21 protein-coding genes and 2 tRNA genes are annotated in these 25,674 nt (G+C 49.1%); 4 read left to right on the top strand and 19 right to left on the bottom strand.

Features of this window, described 5'->3' with window-relative positions; all coding sequences use genetic code 11:
• The first annotated feature begins 26 nt into the window (after positions 1 to 26).
• Entirely contained in the window at positions 27 to 1,091 is a 1,065-nt protein-coding gene (locus KDK15_RS07115; protein ID WP_257294667.1) for a hypothetical protein, read from the top strand.
• 923 nt (positions 1,092 to 2,014) lie between these two features.
• On the opposite strand, the gene KDK15_RS07120 is transcribed toward KDK15_RS07115, so the two are convergent.
• From KDK15_RS07120 to gspE, 11 genes are all read right to left on the bottom strand, one after another.
• A tRNA-Asp gene (locus KDK15_RS07120) sits at positions 2,015 to 2,091 on the bottom strand.
• 38 nt (positions 2,092 to 2,129) lie between these two features.
• Positions 2,130 to 2,205, bottom strand: a tRNA-Val gene (locus KDK15_RS07125).
• A 150-nt stretch (positions 2,206 to 2,355) separates the two neighbouring features.
• Positions 2,356 to 2,868: a type II secretion system protein M gene (locus KDK15_RS07130; RefSeq protein WP_257294668.1), complete on the bottom strand. Its 513-nt coding sequence runs from the start codon at positions 2,866 to 2,868 to the stop codon at positions 2,356 to 2,358.
• A gap of 11 nt (positions 2,869 to 2,879) precedes the next feature.
• Positions 2,880 to 4,286, bottom strand: coding sequence for a type II secretion system protein GspL (gene gspL, locus KDK15_RS07135; RefSeq protein WP_257294669.1), 1,407 nt, complete (start codon positions 4,284 to 4,286; stop codon positions 2,880 to 2,882).
• Positions 4,286 to 5,368, bottom strand: coding sequence for a type II secretion system minor pseudopilin GspK (gene gspK, locus KDK15_RS07140; protein WP_257294670.1), 1,083 nt, complete (start codon positions 5,366 to 5,368; stop codon positions 4,286 to 4,288). Before gspK ends, gspL begins: the two co-directional genes overlap by 1 nt.
• Positions 5,358 to 6,266: a type II secretion system minor pseudopilin GspJ gene (gene gspJ, locus KDK15_RS07145; RefSeq protein ID WP_257294671.1), complete on the bottom strand. Its 909-nt coding sequence runs from the start codon at positions 6,264 to 6,266 to the stop codon at positions 5,358 to 5,360. The genes gspK and gspJ overlap by 11 nt, the downstream gene beginning before the upstream one ends.
• Complete coding sequence (gene gspI, locus KDK15_RS07150) at positions 6,266 to 6,700, bottom strand: type II secretion system minor pseudopilin GspI (protein ID WP_257294672.1); 435 nt, start codon at positions 6,698 to 6,700, stop codon at positions 6,266 to 6,268. The genes gspJ and gspI overlap by 1 nt, the downstream gene beginning before the upstream one ends.
• An 11-nt stretch (positions 6,701 to 6,711) precedes the next feature.
• Positions 6,712 to 7,215 (bottom strand): type II secretion system minor pseudopilin GspH, encoded by a 504-nt coding sequence (gene gspH, locus KDK15_RS07155; RefSeq protein ID WP_257294673.1) that lies wholly within the window; start codon positions 7,213 to 7,215, stop codon positions 6,712 to 6,714.
• A gap of 29 nt (positions 7,216 to 7,244) precedes the next feature.
• Positions 7,245 to 7,667 (bottom strand): type II secretion system major pseudopilin GspG, encoded by a 423-nt coding sequence (gene gspG, locus KDK15_RS07160; protein ID WP_373691346.1) that lies wholly within the window; start codon positions 7,665 to 7,667, stop codon positions 7,245 to 7,247.
• 156 nt (positions 7,668 to 7,823) lie between these two features.
• Positions 7,824 to 9,044, bottom strand: a complete 1,221-nt coding sequence (gspF, locus tag KDK15_RS07165; RefSeq protein ID WP_257294675.1) for a type II secretion system inner membrane protein GspF — start codon at positions 9,042 to 9,044, stop codon at positions 7,824 to 7,826.
• A 121-nt stretch (positions 9,045 to 9,165) separates the two neighbouring features.
• Entirely contained in the window at positions 9,166 to 10,695 is a 1,530-nt protein-coding gene (gene gspE / locus KDK15_RS07170) for a type II secretion system ATPase GspE (protein ID WP_306800257.1), read from the bottom strand.
• A gap of 152 nt (positions 10,696 to 10,847) precedes the next feature.
• On the opposite strand from gspE, the gene KDK15_RS07175 reads away from it, so the two are divergent.
• Both KDK15_RS07175 and gspD read left to right on the top strand, forming a co-directional pair.
• Positions 10,848 to 11,495 carry a type II secretion system protein N gene (locus KDK15_RS07175; protein ID WP_257294676.1) on the top strand — a complete coding sequence of 216 codons (648 nt, stop codon included), beginning with the start codon at positions 10,848 to 10,850 and terminating at the stop codon, positions 11,493 to 11,495.
• 38 nt (positions 11,496 to 11,533) lie between these two features.
• Positions 11,534 to 13,633, top strand: coding sequence for a type II secretion system secretin GspD (gene gspD, locus KDK15_RS07180; RefSeq protein WP_257294677.1), 2,100 nt, complete (start codon positions 11,534 to 11,536; stop codon positions 13,631 to 13,633).
• Positions 13,634 to 13,731: 98 nt separating this feature from the next.
• Here gspD and KDK15_RS07185 read toward each other — a convergent pair whose 3' ends face one another.
• Both KDK15_RS07185 and KDK15_RS07190 read right to left on the bottom strand, forming a co-directional pair.
• A complete protein-coding gene (locus KDK15_RS07185; protein WP_257294678.1) occupies positions 13,732 to 14,610 on the bottom strand; it encodes a prenyltransferase in 879 nt (292 codons plus the stop codon).
• Positions 14,611 to 14,693: 83 nt separating this feature from the next.
• Positions 14,694 to 15,254, bottom strand: coding sequence for an AraC family transcriptional regulator (locus KDK15_RS07190; protein WP_257294679.1), 561 nt, complete (start codon positions 15,252 to 15,254; stop codon positions 14,694 to 14,696).
• A 164-nt stretch (positions 15,255 to 15,418) separates the two neighbouring features.
• Between KDK15_RS07190 and KDK15_RS07195 the strand changes: the two genes are divergently transcribed.
• A complete protein-coding gene (locus tag KDK15_RS07195; protein WP_257294680.1) occupies positions 15,419 to 16,582 on the top strand; it encodes an iron-containing alcohol dehydrogenase in 1,164 nt (387 codons plus the stop codon).
• A gap of 78 nt (positions 16,583 to 16,660) precedes the next feature.
• Here KDK15_RS07195 and sucD read toward each other — a convergent pair whose 3' ends face one another.
• From sucD to KDK15_RS07225, 6 genes are all read right to left on the bottom strand, one after another.
• Complete coding sequence (gene sucD / locus KDK15_RS07200) at positions 16,661 to 17,533, bottom strand: succinate--CoA ligase subunit alpha (protein WP_257294681.1); 873 nt, start codon at positions 17,531 to 17,533, stop codon at positions 16,661 to 16,663.
• Positions 17,533 to 18,699, bottom strand: a complete 1,167-nt coding sequence (gene sucC / locus KDK15_RS07205; protein WP_257294682.1) for an ADP-forming succinate--CoA ligase subunit beta — start codon at positions 18,697 to 18,699, stop codon at positions 17,533 to 17,535. The genes sucD and sucC overlap by 1 nt, the downstream gene beginning before the upstream one ends.
• A 121-nt stretch (positions 18,700 to 18,820) precedes the next feature.
• Positions 18,821 to 20,260: a dihydrolipoyl dehydrogenase gene (gene lpdA / locus KDK15_RS07210; protein WP_257294683.1), complete on the bottom strand. Its 1,440-nt coding sequence runs from the start codon at positions 20,258 to 20,260 to the stop codon at positions 18,821 to 18,823.
• Positions 20,261 to 20,365: 105 nt separating this feature from the next.
• Positions 20,366 to 21,610 (bottom strand): 2-oxoglutarate dehydrogenase complex dihydrolipoyllysine-residue succinyltransferase, encoded by a 1,245-nt coding sequence (odhB, locus tag KDK15_RS07215; RefSeq protein ID WP_257294684.1) that lies wholly within the window; start codon positions 21,608 to 21,610, stop codon positions 20,366 to 20,368.
• Positions 21,611 to 21,748: 138 nt separating this feature from the next.
• Positions 21,749 to 24,583 (bottom strand): 2-oxoglutarate dehydrogenase E1 component, encoded by a 2,835-nt coding sequence (locus KDK15_RS07220; protein ID WP_257294685.1) that lies wholly within the window; start codon positions 24,581 to 24,583, stop codon positions 21,749 to 21,751.
• Positions 24,584 to 24,962: 379 nt separating this feature from the next.
• Positions 24,963 to 25,667: a succinate dehydrogenase iron-sulfur subunit gene (locus tag KDK15_RS07225; protein ID WP_257294686.1), complete on the bottom strand. Its 705-nt coding sequence runs from the start codon at positions 25,665 to 25,667 to the stop codon at positions 24,963 to 24,965.
• Positions 25,668 to 25,674 lie beyond the last annotated feature (7 nt).

A 25,674-nucleotide genomic window follows, 5' to 3' on the forward strand; every position in this document is an offset into this window, starting at 1 on the left:
CAAACATCTGAAGTGACCGATTGCAAATGATTCCCCTGATAGCCCTGATTACGGGCAGTGCTAAATCTTTACTGGCCGGTGAGTTGAGTCCCGTCGACTCGATAAATCAGCTTGATATTTCACTGTCTGACATTGTCTCTGCAAAACAACACTTACCCATTTACCCGATACCTTCACCAGCAGTACTTTATTTCTCGGCTTCTTGTATTACCCACGACAACTCCCCAATCAACAGCAAAGAACTTAATGAATATCAAATAGTACAGCTTGACGAAAATGCTATTCCAGGCTGTTTATCCATGAGCGAAATAGATACTCAAGACACTGGTAGTATCAGTTCAGCAGCCACCGACATGCCAGCCGAAGTGACGCCAGACACCAGTATCAACATTGAACAGACCTCAGGGCTTCACGATAACTACTCAATGATCGAGAAGAGTCCACCGTCTGATCCCTGGCCACAAGGAATATTAAGCAAGGATGACCACATAAACTATGGTGATTTAAGAGACTGGCTAAATGACCTAAACGGTATCTACAATGAAGAGCCTGTGTTTCGCTCTATTCTTAATCTTCCCTATCTTTCAGATCAATCTCAACTATTCCCGGACCAAATAAGCGCTCACCCAACCTATGGCTGGGTTTTTGATAATTTTCTGACGGATTGGATTAATGACAGGGTAATGCAGGTTATCACACCTGATCCGGGTGAGCTTATGGATGACAGCCTTGTCAACGATAATAATGAATCACAACAACAAACTGAGACTCCAAAGACATTTGACCAGATATACATTCCCTTTATTGAGAAGTTTGACCGCCAGGATGAAGAGCAGGCCAGAGAGTTCTTCCAGAAAATATATGAATTGCTGGCTCCTCTCAGAGGACTTCTGGTTATTGCTATCACTGGAGTTGACAGGCCACATGGCAATGGTGCTATCACCAGAGGTCAGAGGCTTTCGAGGTTATTGAACCAGTCGGGGATTCCTGCTTTCAATATCAGAGTTATCGCATCGCACGGGCATAGTTATGTATTGGCCAAAAGAAGCGAGAATAGAGATCATTTTGAATCCAGTCCCACGAAGCCTTGATACCGGGAATCACATAGCTCTCAATTCGGTATCGGGCATCAAGGCGCTCATCGTTTTGGCTGTCTTATCGAATAATATTTCACATCGCTATTGTTAATAGCCATAGCAAATCCTTATGCTTATTGACATAATTATTAGATCAGAAAGAAACAAATCCGGACATACCACCTTCTCCGCGTTCACTTAATGATTTTTCAATTTCTCATTTTCCAACCACGGAAAATGAATTTGCGTTGCCTGAATTAACACTGTTACAACTGAAACTATTGAGTTTGAAGCACCTGAATCGTCCGGCTTTGGTGAACCTCTGCCGCTTACCCTCGCAGTAGCTCACGAGCATTCCAAGAAAGGGAAGGCTTACGCACAGTCCGAGAAAGGGAGGGCTTGCAAGAAAGCTTACCGTGAGTCCGAGAAATGCAAGGCCTCCAAGGCCAAATATGCCGCATCCAATAAAGGCAAGGTGAGGCAATCCATAAGAAGTGCCAAGGCAAAAGCCTATAGATCAGCGATAAATAAAGGCTTTATTGAAGAAGTAGCGAGGAAAAAAAGGAGAGTCAGCAGCTAATGCAAAAAAAGCAGAATTATTATCAGCGCCCCCCGTCTCGCTTATCCGTCGTCTAACTGAAGGAATATTGACAATCCCGATCGAACCCATCTCGCCCTGAGTGAACGGTTAGCAATCGAAGGGTCAGAAGGTATTGATCCCTTTCCTCTATATAGGCAAACGGTAAAACCTGCTGTGCCTCTACGGCCCTATCAGATCGATCATAAGTAAAAGACTACTGTTTTTTTTCTGGAAAGTTTCAACGTAATAGTTTTAAAAAGAAGGACAACAAACCACAGCATCATCCGTTTAACCCTTTGTTTACAGGCCCTATAAACGACAAAACCCTTACGACAAGTATCGTAAGGGCTTCATTGTATGGCGGACCGGACGGGACTCGAACCCGCGACCTCCGGCGTGACAGGCCGGCATTCTAACCAACTGAACTACCGGTCCGCTATCTAGTCTCTGGTTTTAAGAAACCAGTTGCTAGTTGGTGGGTGATGACGGGATCGAACCGCCGACCCTCTGCTTGTAAGGCAGATGCTCTCCCAGCTGAGCTAATCACCCTGCGCTTGTGGCCGGTATGATAGCGAATTGAGAGATAGTGTCAATCCCTTTTTGCGGTATTTATCCGGAAAATCCTTGAACTACAATCTCGAATAACAATGGCGTCGGGTAACAAGCATCAAACTCAGGGTAAAACTTACACTGCTTTGTTTAGCCCCCCAGATGAATATAACTCTTTACCCGCCCCTCTTCTTTCAACTGATCAATACGAACCTGCTGGATGGCAATACCATGCTTTGTTTGCAGCAGAACAAGCCATTTAAGCAGTTTCTGGTAGGCAGCATCTTCAACCCAAACAGAAAGCCCCTTGCGGTCTGGCTGTACTCTGCCCAGGGTGATACCCGCCTGCTGGGCAACATTGGCAGCTATGGAGGATAGTTCCTGACGGGGTGAAACTCTCTGTTGATTTTTCTGCAGGTCACGGGCCCCGGATAAATTATTGTGTAACCAGGTGTTCATTTCCTGCTGATAGAGATAGTTACTTTTCTGAGCCTCCGACCATTGGCTTAATGGCTCCCAAATCAGCAGATAGGTGATTCCTGTAAACACTACAGTAAAAAGCAGCAGGAGTATTTTACGATCTCCGGGAGGTCGCGTTTCATACCAGGATTTACAGTGCTGCCAGAAAGGGTTGGCCATTAGCAGGCGATTCAGTTTTTGCATGGTTCCCCCAATCATCTCCTGATCGTAACTCTGGCAATCACACCGGACTTACCCTGGTTAGCGTTATCCAGCTTACCTTGATAGCCAGAAGTATTGAGCTTTTCCAGGAATTGGTTAACCGTGTCCAATTCACCGGTTTCAAATTCATAAACCAGTTGACCGGTAGCCTCGTTGAAGTTCAGATACCTGGGCTCAAGTTTTGCCTTTTCACCCATTGCGCCAGAAACACTGGAAAGGGCCTGAAGCATCGATAGAAAAGGAGTTTCGAAGGTTTGAGTACTCAGAGTGCGAAAGCGGTTCTCCATGACCTGCTTAACATTAAAAGACATCTGTTGTCGTGCCTGTGCCTGCTGAGCTTGTCGGTCATTGGGGAATACCGAGAGGTAGTTTTTTATGGAATCCCTCCAGAGCGATTCCGACTTATTCTGATAAATGATGCCTTCTGTTACTGACAACCCAAGCTCAAGAACCAGCCAGCACGCAGCTGTGGCCAACAGGGGCCACCAGCGCCTGATAAATCGCCCTGTTCTTCTGGGACACTGATAGGCCCCCTGTCGGAAGTCAAGCAGCTGATTACTGCGCCTGAAAGTAAAATAGTGCTCGGCAAAATATTCAAAGACCGAGCCCTTAAGCGGTACCTTATCCACGAGCCAGCCACGCTCGGAAAGCAAACCGGATGTTTCATCTATTCTGGATGCGGCAACCGCCAACGTATTGTCAGAGAACATTAATCTGATTTGCGAGGGCGGCTCATCCACCGTTTCGGAAACCGTATTGTCGAGAGAGCTGGCCAGAGTATCAGGGAGTTGCTGATCTCCCTGATCGGGGTGATCCGGAAATACGAAAGGGAGCGCCGGGTAATTCAGGGTAACGCCTTCACGACCGGGTGAGGCCATCATCACAGAATCATTGTCCAATATCAGGCAGGTATATCCCGGCTCAGCCTTCAGAAACTGCATTTCAGCCACGATGCTGGTCAGGGGTAACTGATGTTCCTCAAAAAGGGCCAGCATGGCCTGTAGGGTTGAGTGCGGAATGCCGGCGACAGAAACCTGCAAGTCCCTGTCAGGAAAACCATTAACAATATGCATGGTTTCAATATCCTGGGCCAGATGCTCCTCCACCAGATAAGGGAGTGCTGTTGCCAGATGCTTTTTCTGGCCAGCATTAATCGTCAGGTGTTTATATAAACAAAGCGATCCCCCCAGGAGCAGAATCACCTCATCCGGAAGACGGTCAACGTCCTTTCGATCTTCAGGCTCGACAGCACACCATGCTGCTCTGAGCTGATCAATCGCTGTCAGATGGAGTTCTCCGGGCAGTGAACCTGCCGATACGAACTTTCCCCACTGGACAACGGTATTGGCATCAACAGAGCTGACTGGCGCAGGAATGCGAACCAATAGTATTTTTTTCATTATTTAAATCCCGGGTTCCCTGTTGAATCTGCTTGATTGGCAGGAGCCCAATATTGATTCGGCCCGATTTCTCTCCCGACAACCTGCACATGCCCCTCACTGCTTCGGTAAAAAATCGTTTTTAAGTAAAAGGTGGTCTCTCTATAGGTTGCCTTAATCCGGGCACTGAAATACTGACTGCCAAACACCACCCGTTCATTTTGATTTCTCTCATTAAAGATCCCGGCCTTTCCAGATAGAGCGACAAGCTGATTCAATTCTTCAATATTGGATAACCCGGCATCGCCCCGGCGGTTAATAATCATTAAGGCATCCCCTTCGGAGATATTCTTGTTTAAGGAGCGGATAACCTCTGGCAGGGCTGTGTTCATATTCATTTTTGATGATCTGGGTATAACCGTAATATATGGCAACAGTTTTTCAACTTCCTCGTTATTAAAACCATCAATTAACATCAATTCTGAGACTGACGTCATTTCAGTTTGTCCGGTTCGTCTTGGGGGAGTAAGCGATAGATAGACCTGATCTTCCGTTCCCTGTGATACGCTTTTCTGCTCTTTACTCATCCAGCGAGCTATTTTTTCAGCCAGTTGAGGGTCCATGGATTGAGCTGACAACAGATTCTCAAACATTTGCACACCAGGTGAACCACCTTTTTCAGCCCGCTGCTCACCTGAGGGCCTATTGTCATCAGCAAGCCAGTTCAAATTAAACCGGCTCTGCTCATCCTGAATCTGTAACTCAATAACGCCTTGGTCAACGTCATAATTGATGGTTTCTACATTCCACTGCTCATTTTCATGATCCACCATTCGGTTATTCTTTTTGTCCTGTTGAAAATCTTTTTCTAACAGCCATGCGACATACTGTTCAGCGCCCAGCGCATAGTGTTTTGCCTGTGTTCTTTCCAGATATCTGGCATTCTTCTCAGTATGCAGCCAGAGATTCATGACGATTTCAGAAGCGACCGTTGTGATCAGCAAAAAAATCAACAGTACATAAATCAGAGCAATCCCTGATTGATGACATGACGGGAATTTACCGGCCGGTGCCAGAACTGGCTGAAAGTTTTCAATAGCCATTGATACTATCTCCGGTTCCGGTTCTGGCTCTGGGATATGGCCGTATATTATTCGGCGCGTTATTCATATTCTCCTGAGATGGGTCCCCCTCTTTATTCCCCTGAGCGGGTTTGTACGTTATCAGCGGAACCACGGTGACCATGGATCCCATCGCCTCATGAACAATGGTCAACTCCACGGCAGTCGGCACTTGATCTTCGCGCCCAACGGAAGTAGCTGACTGCAGGTTCTGTTTTGGAGGCCAGCTGCTTATCCATTCCTTGTGATCATTGCGGAATCGTACTTTCATGCTGTTTACACCCGACATCACAACCTGACGAATACGAGTAGATTCCGGTGCCCTGTCCAACGTGGGCCAGTAATAACGGATTAACTGATTGCCCTCCACTGCATAAGCCACGCGCAGCAGTGTACTTCGTGGTGCCTTAAGGGGGTTTTGCCATCCTGAACGGGTAAACTCCATTAATGTCCCGCCCGGACCCGGAGCTTTCAGTGCAGGCTGTTGCAAGCCTCTTTCATCCCTGACAGGTCTTCGGGTCATTTGAAACAAGTCTTTTTCCAGGACAATTTCAGCCCGTTGTAATTTATCCAGATCATCCAGCACCAACTGCGTTGCTTCCTGCGCACGGGTTACTGATATAAACAGCTTATAGGCTGCCGTACTGATCATACTGAACAGTACGATAGCAACCATTAACTCAAGAAGGGTAAAACCATTGGGAATGACTGACAGACGCTGCCCGCTGCCCGCTGCCCGCTGCACGACAAAGCACCAGCACGCCCATTTTTTACGGTTAGCGGGCAACAGGTAGCGGGACACGATCTTAACCAGTCCCGTTAATATTCGGACCTGATTCCAGAGCAAGCCTCCGGCAACAAGAAATTCTTTACAGAACATTATTGCCGGGGCCTCCTCAGCCAGGTAGACAACCTTGCCAGGGGAACAGCATCTTTTTCTGGTTCAGACTCACCGATAAATACTTCGACCTGCACCTTTCTGAAATCAGGTGACCCGGTGGATGCAGATGTTTCCCGAACATACCACTGATAACCGGCATAGCTTTCAATTTGGGGTCTCACTGCCGGACCACTCCAGCGCCCCTCAGCATGAAGCGTATTGAGGTAGTGGTCGGCAATCTGTGAAGCCAGTATTTTTTCCTTCTGATACCGGGTCTGGCGAATACTGTTGCCATCAGAAAGAATCAGCATAGAAGCAGCCAGGGCAAATACGGCCAGGGCAACCATAACTTCCAGCAAGGTAAAACCATGACAGCGATTCAGGTTTCTGTTTCGCAGAAATAGCCGGTTTAGCCTGAAAACCCAATAGCTCATAGCAACGCGCATCACTCCCTGACCCGATCAATATCTGACAATCCATCTGTGATCAGATGGAGTGACTGTTTGCTGTTTGCAACCGGAACAATGCTTAGCCTGAACGGGGTTACCTGGTAGTCTGAATAGAAAACAACGGATGGATACTGTTCATCCAGGTCAAAAGACGAGGAATTCTCACTTGACTCCAGGCTCAGGCTTAATGTGTCTGGCAGCAATCTTGGCTGAAAAGGGGACTGCTCCAGCTCAGCCCATTCCTGACTATCTGCCGGTAATACCCACCAGCGGTAATACCCCTCATTATCAATTGAGAAGCCGTAGTGAATATTTTCCAGCAGCGCTTTGTCACGAACCTGGGTAAATAATGCCTGCAATCGTGTCGCTTCTTTCTGAACCACCTTGTGAATGCTGCCGGTTATCGGGCTTAGCAGGGTAATACCCAGAAGAACACCAATGATAACCACCACCACCAGCATTTCGATCAGGGTAAATCCTCGCTGTTGAGGTGATGCCATTTCCTTGTCCTGCCTGCCAAAAAAGCTGACTAGTTATCCCAGTTACCGATATCAGCATCCAGGCCTTCTCCCCCTTCACGGCCATTAGCTCCGAAGGAATAAAGATCATACTTGCCGTGATTACCGGGTTGTAAATACATGTAGGGATTTCCCCATGGATCCAATGGCACTTTTTTTAAGTACCCTTCAGGATTCCAGTTTCTCGGCTCTGGTGGAGAAGATGGTTTCTGAATCAGTGCTTCAAGCCCTTGGTCCAGAGTGGGATAAAAACCATTATCAAGCCTGAAGAGCTCCAGTGCCTGAGAAATCGCTTCAATATCAGCATGGGCAACGGTTACCTTTGCCTGATCAGGCCGGGAAAGTATTTTGGGAACCACCATAGCAGCAAGGATCCCCAGAATGACCACCACCACCATAATCTCAATCAGTGTAAAGCCCTGTTCAGCTTGCACTGAATTCGCTGCATTATGCTCTCTTCTTCTGAGCCAGTTTTTTATCATGTTGGTTGACCTCGATTTTCTGTGAATAGGCCGTTCAGCATTTTCACCCAGGACGGTTCAACTCCGTTTCACTCAGCTCAGGGCTGTCGATCGCCCAGGGCTGTCACATCAATTCAACAGCTGGTTCATGTTGAGTATCGGCAACAGGATGGCCAGGACAATCATCATGACCACTCCCCCCATCAAAACCAGCATCAAAGGCTCAAACAGTCCAAGCATGACGGTTATTCGCCCTTCCAGCTCCATCTGCTGATTCTGTGCGGTTCGCTCAAGCATCTGATCCAGCTCTCCGGTTGCCTCGCCACTGGCTATCATGTGGAGCATCAGGGGTGGAAAGTAACCCGTTTCTGTCAGCGCCCTGTTGAGACTGGCTCCTTCACTGACTCGCCTGGCAACATCCTGAACGGCATTTTTGATGGCATCGTTATTAACCACCTGAGCAGCAATCATCAGGGCCTCTACCAGCGAAACCCCACTGCGGGTTAACATGCTCAATGTGCTGGCAAAGCGGGCGGCATTGGCCGTACGGACAAATCGCCCAACCAAAGGCAACTTCAACAGAATTCGATGCCAGGAAAGCCGTATGGACGGCTTTTTCAGTAAATGCTGGACAACCACAATAGCTGCGGCAATTACACCAAAGATCAAAGGCCACCATGTCTGAAATCCCTCACTGGCATTAATCAATAGTTCGGTGATTAATGGCAGCTCCTGACCGGAATCAAGAAAGACCTTAATAACATCCGGTACCACAAATCCCAGCAGGAAGCTGACAATCCCAATGGAAGCCAACATCAGAATGATTGGATAAACCAGCGCCTGCTGTATTTTCTGGCCAGAACGCATTCTGGCCTCAGTGTAGTCGGCCAGACGATTGAGAACACGGTCGAGATAACCGGCATGCTCCCCTGCCGCAACAGTAGCCCGATACATCTGGGGGAATACTTCCGGGAATGCTTCCAGGCTTTTGGCCAGGGTATAGCCTTCAAGCACCCGTGAACGAACGGCCAGCAGTATATTTTTTATTCGCCGTTTTTCCTGCTGGGCTGCCACACCATTCAGCGCTTCCTCTATAGGCATTGCCGCCTGGATCAGCGTAGCCAGCTGCCGGGTCACCGTAGCCAGCTCAATAGCTGAAATTCCCCGGCGCAGAAAGAAACTTCTTTCTTCCTCTCCCTGCTGTTTGCGATCGGCAAGTGTATTAACTGACAGAGGCGTCCACTGTTTATCCCGCAGCATCTGGCGAACCTGACGACCACTGTCCGCTTCCAGGGTACCTTTATGCTGTTTACCCTGATGATCCAGGGCTATATATTCAAACGCGGCCATAATCCTGAGCCTTTTCCTGCAGCAGCCATGAGCAGAAAATTTCGTTCGCCCACATTAATGGAAATGATGCCCTGTAAGTCGATGGTATGTTCACAATAAAAAGCAGCCTCTCTGGCACTAATCAGTCTTTCTGGGTAACCCGAAGTACCTCTTCAAGTGTTGTTACCCCTTCCAGAACTTTTCTGCTGCCATCTTCACGTATGCCGGGACTGGACTCACGAACACAGTCAGTAATCTCCTGCTCCCCTTTGAGCCCATGGATCATTCGCCGAACCTGCTCATTAATAACAACAACTTCATAAATTCCGGTACGGCCTCGATAGCCACTGAAATTACAGGCCTTACACCCTTCAGCGTGATACAGCGTTACTCCATCAGCATCATCAATGCCTAACTGCTGGCATTCGGCATCATCAGGGCTGTATGGCACTTTACAGTCACTGCAGAGCACCCTGACCAGACGTTGGGCAATCACCCCAAGTAGACTGGAGGACATCAGAAAAGGTTCAATGCCCATGTCCTGGAGACGGGTCAGGGCACCAACAGCCGTATTGGTATGCAGCGTGGAAAGCACCAGGTGCCCGGTCAAACTTGCCTGTACCGCTATTTCAGCGGTTTCCCGGTCACGGATCTCTCCGACCATCACCACATCAGGGTCCTGTCTTAGAATAGCTCTTAATCCCCGGGCAAACGTCATATCGACTTTTGTGTTTACCTGAGTCTGGCCAATCCCTTCCAGGTGATACTCAATGGGATCTTCCACAGTGAGAATGTTTCGAGTCTGGTCATTCAGAAGGGTAAGACTGGCATATAGAGAAGTTGTCTTGCCGGATCCTGTTGGCCCCGTCACCAGTATGATGCCATAAGGCTTATTCAGCAGACCTTCGATCAGTGAACGGTTCCGCTCCGTCATGCCAAGATGCCTGAGTTCAAGACGGCCTGCCGCTTTGTCCAAAAGCCGCAGTACAACCCGCTCGCCATTACTCGAAGGCAGCGTGGAAACCCGGACATCCACTTCCTTGCCGGCAACCCTCAGCGAAATTCGGCCATCCTGGGGTACCCGTTTCTCGGCAATATCCAGCCGCGCCATTACCTTGATGCGGGAAACCAGTAAAGAAGCAATGGTTCTCTTCAGTGACAGTACTTCCCTTAAAACACCATCCACCCGAAGCCGAACCACGAGTGTCGACTCAAAGGTTTCAATATGCACATCGGAAGCACCTTCCTTGATAGCTTCTGTCAGCAACGCATTGATTAAACGGATAACCGGAGCATCGTCGCTTTGCTCAAGCAGGTCTTCCGTGATCGGAACAGCATCCGCCAAACTGGTCAGGTCCGGGTGATCACTGATGCCAGCCGCATCCTGCAATGCCTCTGAACTGTCATTGTGATAGCAGTGAGCCAGCACCTCTGACAGTTTTTCGGCATCGACCCGCTCATAGGCAGGAAAAACACCTGAAAAGCGACTGATTTCAGCAATCAGGTCAGCCGGTGGTGTGTTATGAAAATAGAGTGTGGCAACCCTTTTATCATTCTCAATGAGCACAACGCCATGCCTTTTGGCAAAACTAAAAGGCAGTCTTGGTAAAACGCTGGCTTCACTTTCAGCATCGTCATCAGGGGCATAGCCAGCGGTCAGCAGTGTAGCCAATATCATTAACTCCTTAAATCAAAAGGGAAGCACCTGTCATTTCCGGTTACTCCTTTCCTTTTTGAAAAAACTTATTTCTTTAAAAAACAAGACTCTTATGCTTTTATTTAGAATAAAGAATAGCCTATTCGTTAACTTAAGAAGATATGACCATGAAACCAGTGGTTTTCACCACATTTCTGCAATGGGGGCATAAAAATAACCGGAACCTTATGATTCTGATTATTTTCATCGTCATGGTCCTCAGCCTGAGTTTTCAAACATTTAACTTTTATCAGATCGTCAGCAGCCAACCCTTGAAAAAAAACGATGATAACAAAACTATCGTTTCAAAAAATTTCTCAACCGTTAAACATGAAGAATTTGAGTTGATTTTTGGCTTTAGTGATCATCAGGAAATAACTCAAAACGATAAAGAGATCCCGATAACAAAAATGAACCTGATTCTCAGAGGGGCACTCTCAGGTATTGAAAACAAAAAGTACGCAAGTGCAATTATTCAAATCGCCAACCAGGACAAGTTATATGAAATTGGTGACGCACTTCCCGGAGGCGCCATTTTGAATCAGGTTTATTCCGATCACATTGTCATTAAACGGGGTAACCAGCTTGAAAAACTATACTTTCCAGAAACAGCCAGAGATTCCAGAGCCTTTCAGGAATTCAGGCCTGTGGCGGAAGACATCCCCGAATCAATGGAACAGCGTCCGGGCAACCATGATTATCCGGATGATATGTCTCTTGAACAGCGAATGCAGGACCTCAGGGAGAAGCTGCAGGAAGCCAGTCAGGAACTGTAATGACAACAATGACAAACTGCTGAGTTAATGGTCATATCATGAACACCAGAGAGCTACTCTTTTTACCACTTTTACCACACTCGCATAACAAAAAGTTAACCAGATCCATTCCTCTGCTGCTGCTGCTGGCCGTCACACCGCTGTTTGCCAGCAAGGTAAATACCGGTTTACAGCCTGCTGCCAATAACACCGTACCGGTGCCCGATGATAAGCTCTGGACACTGAATCAGCAGAATGCCGATATTCGTGAATTTATCACCCAGGTTGCCAGAATAACCGGAGAGACATTTGTTATCGATCCACGGATTAAAGGTGGCAATACCGTTACCGTCATTTCCAGTAAGCCATTGACCCGGGATGAAGTCTACGATGTTTTCCTGGAAGTCCTGTCCGCTAATGGTTATACCGTCATTCCCAAAGCCGATGGCCATATTATTAATGTTGTCCCCACAACCACGGCAAAAACCAGCAGCCCCGGAGACACTCAAAAGCCCATTGATGGCGTAATGACCACCAGGGTTGTTGACCTGCACAGCGTATCCGCTGTTGAAGTCATCCCGATCATTCGCCCATTGATTGCCCAATATGGACATGCTGCAGCATCGGCTTCCAGTAATGCGGTCATCATCAGTGACCTTGCCGATAATGTTGAGCGCATCACCAAACTGATACGGGAGTTGGATGATGCGGGCAATAACGACTATGAAGTTATCCAGCTTAAACATGCCTGGGTCGGCGATGTCTCAAAAATAATCTCTGATACCCTGGTCACCGGCAAGGGACAGCTACCCAGCGGGCTTCAGGTGATCGCCGATGAGCGAAGCAATCGTCTGGTGGTTAAGGGCAATGCCAGCAAACGGGCACGGGTCAGAAAACTGGCTGACACCCTTGATAAGGAAGGTATTCGAAAATCAACCACCAAAGTCATGTTCCTGAGTTTTGCTGATGCCAGAAACATTGCTGAAATTCTTTCGGAAGCATCAGGCATTATTCAGGACAGCCAGGGAAAGAGAACCGCTGCAACTCCATCGTCACCGGTTACATCAGGCTCAGCCTCTTCTGGTAACTCATCAAATCAGTCCTCTTCCCAAGCCTCCACCAAGTCTGGCGCTAAAAGCAAGTCCGCAGCAGCAACAGCTTTTGTCAAAGCGGATGAAACCCAGAATGCCCTGGTTATGATTGCCGACCCGGAAACCCTTCAGGAAATGGAGAAAATTGTCAGGCAGCTTGATGTTCCCAGGGCCCAGGTGTTGCTGGAGGCCGTCATTGTTGAAGTGTCCGGTGGCATTAATGATGCCTTAGGTATTCAGTGGGGCATTGATGGGACTGACACGATCCGTGGTACATCAACCAGCTCCGATTCAAGTAACAGTATTAAAAGCAGCATAACCGGGCATATTCTCGATAACGCCGGTATTGCCCTCGGATCCCTGGCGCTGCGTGCTGATAACTTCGGTGTTCTGGTCAGTGCGTTAAGCTCAAAGTCCAATAACAATATACTGTCTACCCCCAGTATGCTGACCCTGGATAATGAGGAGGCAGAGCTGATTATCGGAAAAAATATTCCCATAAAAACCGGCTCATACCAGACGTCATCCAGTGGCAATAGTAATAACCCTTTTACCACCACTGAGCGCAAGGATGTGGGTTTAAAACTCAAGATCACGCCCCATATCAACGAAGGCAACAGTCTGAGACTGATGCTGGAGCAAGAGGTTTCTTCACTGGATGTGGGCACCACCAAACAACTACTTGGATCGGATAGCAATGACTTGCTGTTCAATACCCGCTCCCTGAAGACCGCGGTACTGGTGGACGATGGTCAGACCGTCGTTATTGGTGGACTGATTGAAGACATCAAATCCAAAAGCAGGAAAAAAGTACCACTGCTTGGGAGCATACCGATTTTGGGCAACCTCTTCCGTTACAATCAGAGCGGCGATGAAAAAAAGAACCTGATGTTGTTTATCCGCCCTACCATCATGCGTAACTCGGAAACACTGGTAAAAGCGACCCGGGATCGATTCACCAAACTGAAGCTTATCGGTAATGGCAACGCCAGAAGGGCTATTAACCTCCCGAACCGACCCGAGGAGTTATTTGATGCAGAAACCTATGACCTTAGAAACAAGGACTGATGCTTGCGCCCAGACTAAAGCCGGTTCACACCGTTGATTAAGATACCCGATGAATCGCATCGGGTGTTTTGTATTTCAAAGCCCCCTACTCCCTTTCCCTAAAAAACAATCGAGAGAATAAAGCCCAGGCCAAAGATGATAAAAAAACGTCCCGTCAGAGGAGGCAAGCGAAGCATCTCAGCATCACCGGAATGGTTGGCCAGCAGTTTGAGAGGCGCAATGGCAAAAGGAAGCGCTATTAGCAGATAAAGAGGGTTATCCAGCTCGCCCAAATTGTACAACATAAAACTGACAGGAAACCCTGCCAGCAAAAGCACAGCATAAAGGCATTTCGCTTGAACCAATCCCATACGAACGGTTAACGTGCGAATATTGTGACTGATATCATCCAGGTAATCCCGGATCTCATTGGACAGCAACAGCGCAGAAGCCAGCAAACTCACCGGAATGGATATCCAGACCACTTTATTATTCCAGTAACCCCCAACGGCATAAAAGGCGCCACTGACCATCAGCACGCCAGTGAATAGAAATACTGCAGGCACCCCCCAGCCGCGATGTTTGTAGACAATGGGTTCACCGGTATAAAAATAACCACCGACAACGCCAAAAACACCAACCAACAATAACGGCCAGCCAACATCGGTCACCAACAACAGTCCCATCATGCAGGCAATCAGGGCACAAACACCCGCCAGGATAAAGTTTCGATGGATCTGCTTAACCACCTGCCTTGCCAGCTCTCCAGAACGTTTTTTCCACAACACCAGATCAGCATGATCATTGGCAAGATTGCTGGCAGCCTGAAGTAATACGCCAGACAACATAACCAGAAGCGCTCTGCGCCAATCACCGACACCCTGCTGATAAGCCAATACCACGCCAAGGCCGCAGGTTACAAGGGCGACGGAATAAGAGAAAGGGCGTAGAGCTCTGGCAAGTCGATATTTGTCCGGATTCAGATCAAGTGCATCCACTGGCAGGCTCCTGAGAAAAAAGCGGGAGGATAAGGAAATTTCACAACGATTGCTAATAATCAGCCCTATCACCGTATAAAAAATCAGGCTGCAGCACATGCTTGAGGCGTTAACCCAAAGTAACGCTTAAATTCCCTGCTGAATTGCGTTGGGCTCTCATAGCCAACCTCCGCAGCTGCCTGCTTTACTCTGACCCCATGATCCTGTAACAACTCTCTGGCCCGACTCAGGCGCAGTTTCTTCAAGTACTGAATAGACGACGATGATGTCATATACCGGAAATTACGATTGGAGTCTGTCGCCTGTTGATGTTGGTCGAACAACCGCACCAGCGGATGCAAAAGGCTGATATCAATATCTACCAGCATGGATAACAACGGTTTATCATCCACGATACTGGTTTCGCATTCCGCAGGAATAGGCAAGGTCAGTACCAGATAGTTATCTGGATTATAGTCATAAGCCTGCTGCTCCAGGTAAATCCGTTTTGCACTCTGGGCAACAATAAAAATACCCTGGCTGTAGCAAAGTGGCTCACGCTCTCTGGATTCGCTGGCTTTAAAAACGCCAACGCCGGGAATATGGGTTTTGTTATAGCACTCTTCTTTGGCCAAAAGAGAAAGGGTCTGGGCTAATGGCGTCATATTTTATCTTCTCATCGGTAATTCACTACGGCACAGCATAGCTTCACCCAATACATAAAAAAACCACCACTGATCGTTTTAGGCATGACTTTGCCAGTTATGAACATTCTATTTCTGCACAAAAACGATAATCTATCCCTAACCATTCATAAGGAAGAATCGCTATGATGAATTTTAATTATCAAAACCCAACACACATTGTGTTTGGCCAAGACCGTCTGCAGGAACTGGATCAACTGATACCGGCTAATGCCAAAGTACTGATCCTATACGGCGGTGGCAGTGTTAAGAAATTCGGCACCCTGGAAAAGGTGCTGGCCGGGTTAGGTAACCGTGAAGTCTTTGAGTTCAGCGGTATCGAGCCAAACCCGACATTCAACACCCTGATGAAAGCTGTTGAAATCGTCCGTGCTGAAAATATCGACTTCCTGCTGGCAGTTGGTGGCGGCTCTGTCATGGATGGCACCAAGTTTGTTGCCGCAGCGGCACCTTATGAAGGTGACGAGGTGGATCTGCTCAAGGCAGGTTTTGCCGGTGTACCGATCACCACTGCCATTCCACTGGCTACGGTTGCGACCCTACCTGCCACGGGATCCGAGATGAACATGGCTGCCGTTATTTCTCACGACATTGGCAAACTGCCGGTTATGAGTCCACTGCTCTACCCTCAGTTTTCCATTCTGGATCCATCACTGACCTTCACCCTGCCACCGGTTCAAATCGCTAATGGCATAGTTGATGCGTTCGTTCATGTGCTTGAACAGTATGCTACCTACCCTGTTGACGCCCAGATTCAGGATCGTATGGCGGAAGGTATTCTGAAAACGCTGATTGAAGTTGGCCCGGTAACACTGGCTGAGCCAGAAAACTACGATGCTCGTGCCAACCTGATGTGGAGTGCCACTTCTGCACTGAATGGTTACATTGGTGTCGGCGTTCCTCAGGACTGGAGCACCCATATGATTGGCCACGAGCTGACTGACCTGTTTGGCATGGACCACGCCCAGAGTCTGGCGGTGGTTCTGCCATCCCTGTGGAAGCTGCGCAAAGATCAGAAACGGGCAAAATTGGTGCAGTACGCAGAACGCGTTTGGGATATCAGAGAAGGTAGCGACGATGAAAAGGTTGATCTCGCTATTGAGAAAACCCGCGATTTCTTTGAATCACTGGGTGTGAAAACACGACTGTCACAGTATGGTGTTGAGCACAACCAGATTGAGAGCGTGATCAAAGCTCTGGAGGCCCATGGCATGACGGCTCTGTCAGAGACCGGTGACCAGGATCTCAATACTTCCCGTGAAATCCTTGAAGATGCTTACGCAGCCTGACCACTGATTCAGTATTTTCAATCACAAAAAGGCCGGATATAAATCCGGCCTTTTTTAGTGTTACCTGAACCGGTTGTTTTACCAACCGGTCACTTCTTTCAGAGCTTCACCGATATCCGCCAGGCTTCGAACCGTCTTGACACCAGCAGATTCCAGTGCCGCGAATTTCTCATCGGCAGTCCCCTTACCACCGGCAATAATCGCACCGGCATGGCCCATACGCTTGCCCGGAGGCGCTGTTACACCGGCAATGTAAGAGACGACGGGTTTGGTTACATGCTCCTTGATATAAGCAGCCGCTTCTTCTTCGGCAGAACCACCGATTTCACCAATCATCACAATGGCTTCGGTCTTATCATCATTCTGGAAGAGTTCCAGAATATCGATAAAGTTAGAACCTGGAATGGGGTCACCACCAATACCAACACAGGTAGACTGGCCAAAGCCATAATCGGTGGTCTGTTTAACCGCTTCATAGGTCAGTGTGCCGGAACGGGAAACAATACCCACCTTGCCCGGCAGATGGATGTGACCGGGCATAATACCGATCTTGCACTCAGCCGGGGTGATGACACCCGGACAATTTGGACCGATAAGACGAACACCCAACTCATCACACTTGACCTTGCATTCCAGCATATCCAGCGTAGGAATACCTTCAGTGATGCAGACGATCAACTTGATGCCAGCATAAGCGGCTTCAAGGATGGAATCCTTACAAAAAGGAGCAGGAACGTAGATAACCGAGGCTTCTGCACCGGTCTGATCAACCGCTTCAGCCACCGTATTAAAGACTGGCAGGCCCAGGTGAGTCTGACCACCTTTGCCGGGTGTTACACCACCCACCATCCGGGTACCGTAAGCAATGGCCTGTTCGGAATGAAAAGTACCCTGGGCACCGGTGAACCCCTGGCAGATAACTTTAGTGTCTTTATTAATTAAAATGCTCATTACTGGTTCCCCGCTGCCTTAACTACCTGTTGGGCAGCCTCGGTCAAACTGTTGGCCGCGATGATATCAAGTCCACTATTGGCAAGGGTCTGCGCACCCAGATCAGCATTGTTGCCTTCCAGGCGCACCACGACAGGGACTTCAACGCCGACTTCTTTAACCGCACCGATAATACCTTCAGCGATCAGGTCACAGCGGACAATACCACCAAAGATATTGACCAGAACGGCTTTCACACTGTCATCAGAAAGAATGATCTTGAATGCTTCGGTCACACGCTCTTTGGTTGCACCACCACCAACATCCAGGAAGTTGGCAGGAGCACCACCATGCAGCTTGACAATATCCATAGTACCCATGGCAAGGCCTGCACCATTAACCATACAGCCAATGTTGCCATCCAGTGCGACGTAGTTCAGCTCCCACTCTGCGGCATGGGCTTCACGGGCATCTTCCTGAGACGGGTCATGCATGGCTTTCAACTGTGGCTGACGGTACAGGGCGTTGCTATCAATGTTGATTTTCGCGTCCAGACAGTGCAAGTTACCCTCTTTAGTGATAACCAGCGGGTTGATCTCCAGCAAGGCAAGGTCGCACTCCTGGAAGAGTTTCGCCAAACCAAGGAAAATCTGGCTAAACTGCTTGATCTGCTTTCCTTCCAGACCCAGTTTGAAGGCCAGTTCACGGGCCTGATAAGGCTGGGCACCGGTCAAAGGATCAATGGTCGCCTTGAGGATTTTTTCCGGCGTTTCTTCCGCCACCTTCTCAATTTCAACACCACCTTCAGTGGAGGCCATAAACACAATGCGACGGGTTGCGCGATCGACAACGGCGCCAAGATAAAGCTCTTGATCAATATCAGTACAGCTTTCAACCAATATCTTGCTGACTGGCTGGCCATTTTCATCGGTCTGATAAGTGACCAGGTTTTTACCTAACCACTGCTCTGCGAACGCGCGGATTTCATCCTTGCTGGTGACCAATTTAACACCACCCGCCTTACCACGACCACCGGCATGAACCTGGGCCTTAACCACCCACTGATTGCCACCGATTTCATCGGCAGCGGCAGCGGCCTGCTCTGGAGTATCCGCAGCGACGCCCTGAGATACGGGCAGCCCGTATTTGGCAAAGAGTTGTTTGCCCTGATATTCATGAAGATTCATTCTGACGCGGCCCTCTTTTTTATTTGAGCGTTGTTTTTAAGTTACTCGTCAAACCATATCCCTGGATATTCTCTATGAAGAAAGGAGCAAGTCGACCCTGACCGCTCCCCTTAAGATACATTTAACGACGCTTGCGATTGGCAATATGGATGGCGTGGCCATCAACAGCCAGAACCGCCTCGTGCAGTGCTTCACTCAAGGTTGGGTGTGAGAAAATGGTCAGCGCAAGATCTTCACTGCTGGCAGCGAACTCCATGGCAATAACCCCCTGCTGCACCAGCTCAGCCGCACTTGGACCCACAACATGAACGCCAAGAATACGGTCAGTTACCTTGTCAGCAATCACCTTGACCATGCCATGGGTATCATTGGCCGCCAGTGCACGACCACTGGCAGCAAACGGGAAGGTACCCACTTTGAACTCTTCACCACTGGCCTTGACTTCTTCTTCCGTTTTACCAACCCATGCCACTTCAGGGTGAGTATAAATAACCGAAGGAATCAGGTCATAGTTCATCTGTGCTTTCTGACCAGCAATGATTTCCGCCACCATAATGCCTTCTTCACTGCCTTTATGAGCAAGCATCGGGCCCCGAACCACGTCCCCAACAGCATAAACGCCGGGAACGTCGGTTACACAGTAATCATCAACGAAAATGAAACCACGCTCATCCAGATTGACACCGGAGTCAGTGGCCAACAGGTTTTCTGTATAGGGACGACGACCAACAGCAACAATCAACTTATCAAAGGTCAGCTTCTGCTCATCACCATTGGCATCCTGATAGGTAACCTCAACTTCGTCACCCTTAACTTCAGAACCGGTAACCCGTGCACCGAGGCGAATATCAAGACCCTGCTTCCTGAATATTTTCTGGGTTTCTTTCGCGATTTGATGGTCAGCCGAGGCCAGGAATGTATCCTGGGCTTCAAGGACAACCACTTCAGAGCCCAGCCTTCCCCAGACAGAGCCCAGTTCCAGACCAATAACACCGGCACCAATAACCCCAAGACGCTTCGGAACTTCCTGAAACTCAAGTGCCCCGGTAGAGTCAACAATCAGACCTTCAGTTAGCGGTGTGGGTGGAATTTCAATGGGACGGGAGCCGGTTGCAATCACCACGTTTGCAGCATCAACCACTTCAACAGAGCCATCCGCCCTGGTTAATTCAACCTGCTTGCCAGACATTACTTTACCGGCACCTTCCAGCAAGGTCACACCATTTGCCTTGAACAGACCGGTAACACCGGTAGTCAGCTGGTTCACAATGTTGTCCTTACGGGCAAGCATTGCAGGTACATCGATGTCCACGCCACTGTGCTTAATGCCGTGCCTGGCAAAATCTTCCTTGGCTTCGATATATTTGTGGGAACTATCCAGAAGGGCCTTGGAGGGAATACAGCCAACATTCAGGCAGGTACCGCCCAGCCTGGCCTTGCCCTTATCATCGGACCACTTCTCGATACAGGCAGTTTTCAGCCCCAGCTGGGCTGCGCGAATAGCGCAGACGTAACCGGCAGGGCCTGCGCCAATAACTACCACGTCGAACTGATTTGCCATAAGTTATTTCCAAAAACGGTTTATAAAACAAGGTATACGGGTCAAGTCAATAATGGGCAGCACAGCTTAATAGAAAAAAATAAGGCTGCCCAATACAATCCGGAATCAAACGTCCAGAAGCATTCTGGCCGGATCTTCCAGCAGTTCCTTGATGGTCACGAGAAAGGTGACTGCGTCCTTACCATCCAGCAGCCGGTGGTCATAGGACAGGGCAAGATACATCATTGGTAAAATTTCAACCTTGCCATTAACCGCCATTGGACGTTCCTGAATTTTATGCATACCCAGGATCGCTGACTGAGGTGGATTCAGGATGGGGGTTGACAAGAGTGAACCAAATACACCGCCATTGGAAATGGTGAACGTTCCACCGGTCATTTCATCGATGCCAAGCTTACCATCCATTGCCTTTTTACCAAACTCACGGATTTTTGCCTCAATATCGGCAAGGCTCATATCTTCAGTGTTACGAAGTACTGGCACAACCAGTCCACGGTCACTGGAAACGGCAACACCAACATCCTGGTAACCATGGTAGACAATATCATTACCATCTATAGAGGCATTGACCACCGGATGGCGACGGAGCGCTTCAACACAGGCCTTGACAAAGAAGGACATGAAACCGAGTCGTACGTCATGACGTTTCTCGAATACATCTTTGTACTTGGCACGAAGCTCCATGACCGGCTTCATGTTGATCTCGTTGAAGGTAGTCAACATGGCTGCATTCTGTTGAGCCTGAACCAGACGCTCGGCAACTTTGGCACGCAGGCGGGTCATTGGTACCCGTTTTTCTGCACGCTCACCGGCAAACACCGGTGCTGTTGCCTCGACCTGAGGTGCTGGTGCTGCAACAGTGGACACTGCCGGAGCGGCAGCTACAGCCGGAGCCGGTGACACCTGACCACCACCTTCAACATGACGAACCACATCTTCCTTGGTTACACGACCACCTTTACCGGTACCTGTAATGGATGCAGGATCAAGACCTTTCTCATCGGCCATCCGTCGTGCTGCAGGATTGAGAATAGGTTCTTCCTTAATGGCTGCCGGCGAAGCTGCCGGAGCGGCTAAAGCTTCAGCAGCGGCCGGGGAAGCGCCAGCAGAAGCCCCCTCCTGGAAGATTCCAACCACTTCGCTGCTGAGAACGACTTCTCCTTCAGGCTTGATAATTTCACTCAAAACACCATCTGCCGGAGCAACAACTTCAAGAACCACTTTATCGGTTTCGATATCAACCAGCAGTTCATCCCGTTGGCATTGCTCACCGGGCTGCTTGTGCCAGGTTGCGACGGTGCCATCAGCAACGGATTCAGGAAAGGTAGGTGCTTTAATTTCTGTGGCCATTATTGATCCTTTGCGTCTTCGCCCCTTTGAGCGTTATTCACAGAAACTGTGTTAAACGCTCTGGCCAGATCGATAAATAATACCTGCTGGCCGTTTTACCAATATCACTGCTCAGCTTGAGCAATAAATTATCATTATTCAAATGCTGAAAGCATCATTTACCAACTGCTGCTGCTCCTGGGCATGGGTTGACATATAGCCACATGCCGGAGCTGCTGATGCTTCGCGCCCTGCGTACTTGAGACTCATTGTTTTATTCGGATGAACGGCAACTGAGCGACGCATATGATGCTGACTACAGTACCATGCCCCCTGGTTCATTGGCTCTTCCTGACACCAGACCACATCTTTCAGGTTTGGATAGCTGATAATCAGATCATCCAGGTCGTCCTGAGGGAATGGGTAGAGCTGTTCGATACGGACAATCACCGTATCATTCAGCCCTTCCGTTCTCTTCTTTTCCAGCAGGTCATAGTAAACCTTGCCCGAGCACATAATTATCCGGGTGATGGTTGATGGCTCATGGCCGTCAACCTCAGGGATAATCGTCTGGAAACTACCCTCTGCCAGCTCTTCCAGAGAGGAGGTAGCCTGTTTGTGACGGAGCAGGCTCTTGGGGGTAAATGCCACCAACGGTTTACGCAACGGACGAAGCATCTGCCGTCTCAACATGTGGAACACCTGGGCTGGCGTTGTTGGAACGCAAACCTGAATATTGTGTTCCGCACACAGCTGCAGGAATCGCTCAAGCCTGGCCGATGAGTGCTCCGGCCCCTGACCTTCATAGCCATGGGGCAGCAGCATAGTAAGCCCTGACAGGCGCCCCCACTTGTGCTCGCCACTGGAAATAAACTGATCAATAACCACCTGGGCACCGTTGGCAAAATCACCAAACTGAGCTTCCCAGATAACCAGTGCATTGGGCGTCGTTGCTGCGTAACCGTACTCAAAAGCCAGAACCGCTTCCTCGGACAGGAATGAGTCCCATATCTGGAATCGAGGCTGCTCCGGGGAAAGTTTGGTCAGGTTAACCAGAGTCGAGCCATCTTTCTGATTATGGAACACCGCATGGCGGTGAGAAAATGTTCCCCGCCCGACATCCTGCCCGGTAATTCGAACTTCACTGCCTTCCATCAACAGTGACGCATAGGCCAGCAGTTCAGCACACCCCCAGTTAATCGGCAGGGCACCTGCTGCCATTTTACGGCGATCCTCAACGATCTTGCTGACCTGGCGCTGCGGCACAAAACCTTCAGGAATTTCACACAGCTTCTGGCCTAATGACTGCAGTGTTCCCACAGCAACACGGGTATCGTGACGGGCGGTCCATTCGTGACCAAGATAGGGAGCCCAGTCGACAAAGAGTTCTTTATTAGGCTCTTTAACCAGAGCCTTGACCACATGCTCACCATTGTCGAGGGCATTACGGAAACTCTCTACCAGCTCTTTATCAGCTGCCTCACTGATCACACCTTCGCCCAGCAGAACCTTGGCATAAAGATCCCGGGTAGTCATATGGGATTTAATCTTGCTGTACATCATCGGCTGAGTGGCGGACGGTTCATCCGCTTCATTGTGGCCGCGACGACGGTAACAGACGAGGTCAACAACAATGTCTTTATGGAACTCCATCCGGTAATCAAGGGCCAGTTTCGTGGCGAACTGAACCGCTTCAGGATCATCACCATTAACATGAAGGATCGGCGCTCCCACAATCTTGGCAACATCGGTACAGTATTCCGTGGAGCGGGCATCCTCACGGAAACTGGTGGTAAAGCCAACCTGGTTATTAATGATGATATGAATGGTTCCACCGGTTTTATAGGCACGGGTCTGGGACATCTGCAGGGTTTCCATCACAACCCCCTGCCCCGCAAAAGCGGCATCACCGTGAATGGCAATTGGAACTACCTGGTTGCCAACTGAGTCCTCACGGCGGTCCTGACGGGCTCTGACAGAACCCTCAACAACCGGGGTAACAATTTCCAGGTGCGATGGGTTAAACATCAGGGCAAGATGCACCTCACCACCTGGCGTCATCACATTGGAAGAAAAGCCCTGATGGTATTTCACATCACCGGAGCCCCGCTCAACCAGCTTCTTGCCTTCAAATTCGTCAAACAGATCACCAGGCTTCTTACCCAGAATATTGACCAGGACGTTCAAGCGGCCACGGTGAGCCATGCCGATCACCAGCTCCTTAGAACCATAGGAGCCGGAGCGTTGAATAATCTCATCCAGCATGGGGATCAGAGACTCACCACCTTCCAGGCCAAACCGTTTGGTTCCGGGATACTTTGTCCCCAGGTATTTTTCCAAACCTTCCGCAGCGGTCAATCGCTCCAGCAAGTGCAGCTTTGCTTCAACCCCTACTTCCGGACGGCTGCGAACACTTTCCATACGACTCTGGAACCAGCGACGCTCTTCTGTCTGGGGAATGTGCATATACTCAACACCAATTGACTGGCAATAGGTGGATTTCAAGGCATCGTATATTTCCCGGAGAGAAGCGTGTTCCTTGCCAATAAACAGCGTTGAAGTCTGAAACCCGATATCCAGATCCGCTTCACTGAGACCATGGTATGCAAGGGATAGATCAGGGAATTCTTCCCGTTTCATCACACCAAGAGGATCGATAACAGCCTGCTGATGACCCCGAATCCGAAAAGCGCTGATCAAGCGCAAGACCTGAACCTGCTTGCGTTCATGATCACTGGAAACCGATGAAATCTGAAGCGGGCGGGTAGTCTGACGCTGGCGCGCCATAAGGATGAAATTTTCCTGGATGGTAGAATGTGGAACGTCCGCTCCGCCACCACTAACCGGGGGCAATTTTTCAAAATAGTCACGCCACTGCATCTCCACGCTATTGGGATCGCGCAGAAAGCGTTCGTACATATCCTCGACGTATGCAGCATTTCCCCCTGCAATGTGGGATGAACTCCACATCCGCTGCATTACACCTTCTTGCATGTTCATTACCCCGTGAGTCTGGGGCTTATCCCGGGAAACCTGCTTTTACAACCCTGACTGGCTGAAAAACAGAGGTCACTGATGGTGTCGATAGCTGGTCAGTGAACAATCCCCCTCAGATAGGATCGGATGTTTTCCGACCGCCCCTGCTGGTTCAAGCTATTGCGGCCCCATAATTCCGGATGGCAGCAGCACAATTTTCATTTAAAAATACATTTAATTACAGGCTTTGTATTGTCAGAGGCCGCCTGCACACTCCTGACACAACTTAGCTAACTTTGCGGCTCTATGGTTCTTAAGTAACCCCGAAAAATACTTCACAGGGGCAACTTTTTTATCATTAACCACCACCAACAGTTTGGAATGACCCACTTATATACTATGTTGCACTCTTAAACAACATCTGCCTGATATGACCAATAGCCCGTGTTGGGTTTAAGCCTTTGGGACAGACATTGACACAATTCATGATACCTCGGCAACGGAAAACACTGAACGGATCATCAAGCTCCGCCAGACGCTCCTCTGTCGCTGTATCCCTGCTATCGGCAAGAAAACGATAAGCTTGCAACAGGCCGGAAGGACCAACAAATTTGTCAGGATTCCACCAGAAGGAAGGACAAGCTGTTGAGCAACAGGCACAGAGAATACACTCATAAAGCCCGTCCAACTTCTCTCTGTCTTCAGGGGACTGGAGGCGTTCTATGGCTGGAGCTGGCGTATCATTAATCAGATATGGCTTGATCTTTTCATACTGTTTGTAGAACAGACTCATATCGACCACCAGATCCCTGATCACCGGTAATCCGGGCAGCGGACGAATCACCAGCTTATTCCCCCTGACAGCTTCTGACAAAGGGGTAATACAGGCCAAGCCATTGGTACCGCCAATACTCAAGCCGTCAGAGCCACAAACGCCCTCTCGACAGGATCGTCGGTAAACCAGCGTTGGATCCTGCTCTTTAATCAGATTCAGAACGTCCAGAACCATCAGGTCCCGGCCTTCCGGGATAGCGACATCGAAGTCCATCATATAGGGCTTTTTGTCGGTTTCCGGATTATAGCGATAGATACTTACCTTCATAAGCCTC

The organism is Endozoicomonas sp. YOMI1 (assembly GCF_024606345.1).
In the GTDB taxonomy this organism is placed as follows: Bacteria; Pseudomonadota; Gammaproteobacteria; order Pseudomonadales; family Endozoicomonadaceae; genus Endozoicomonas.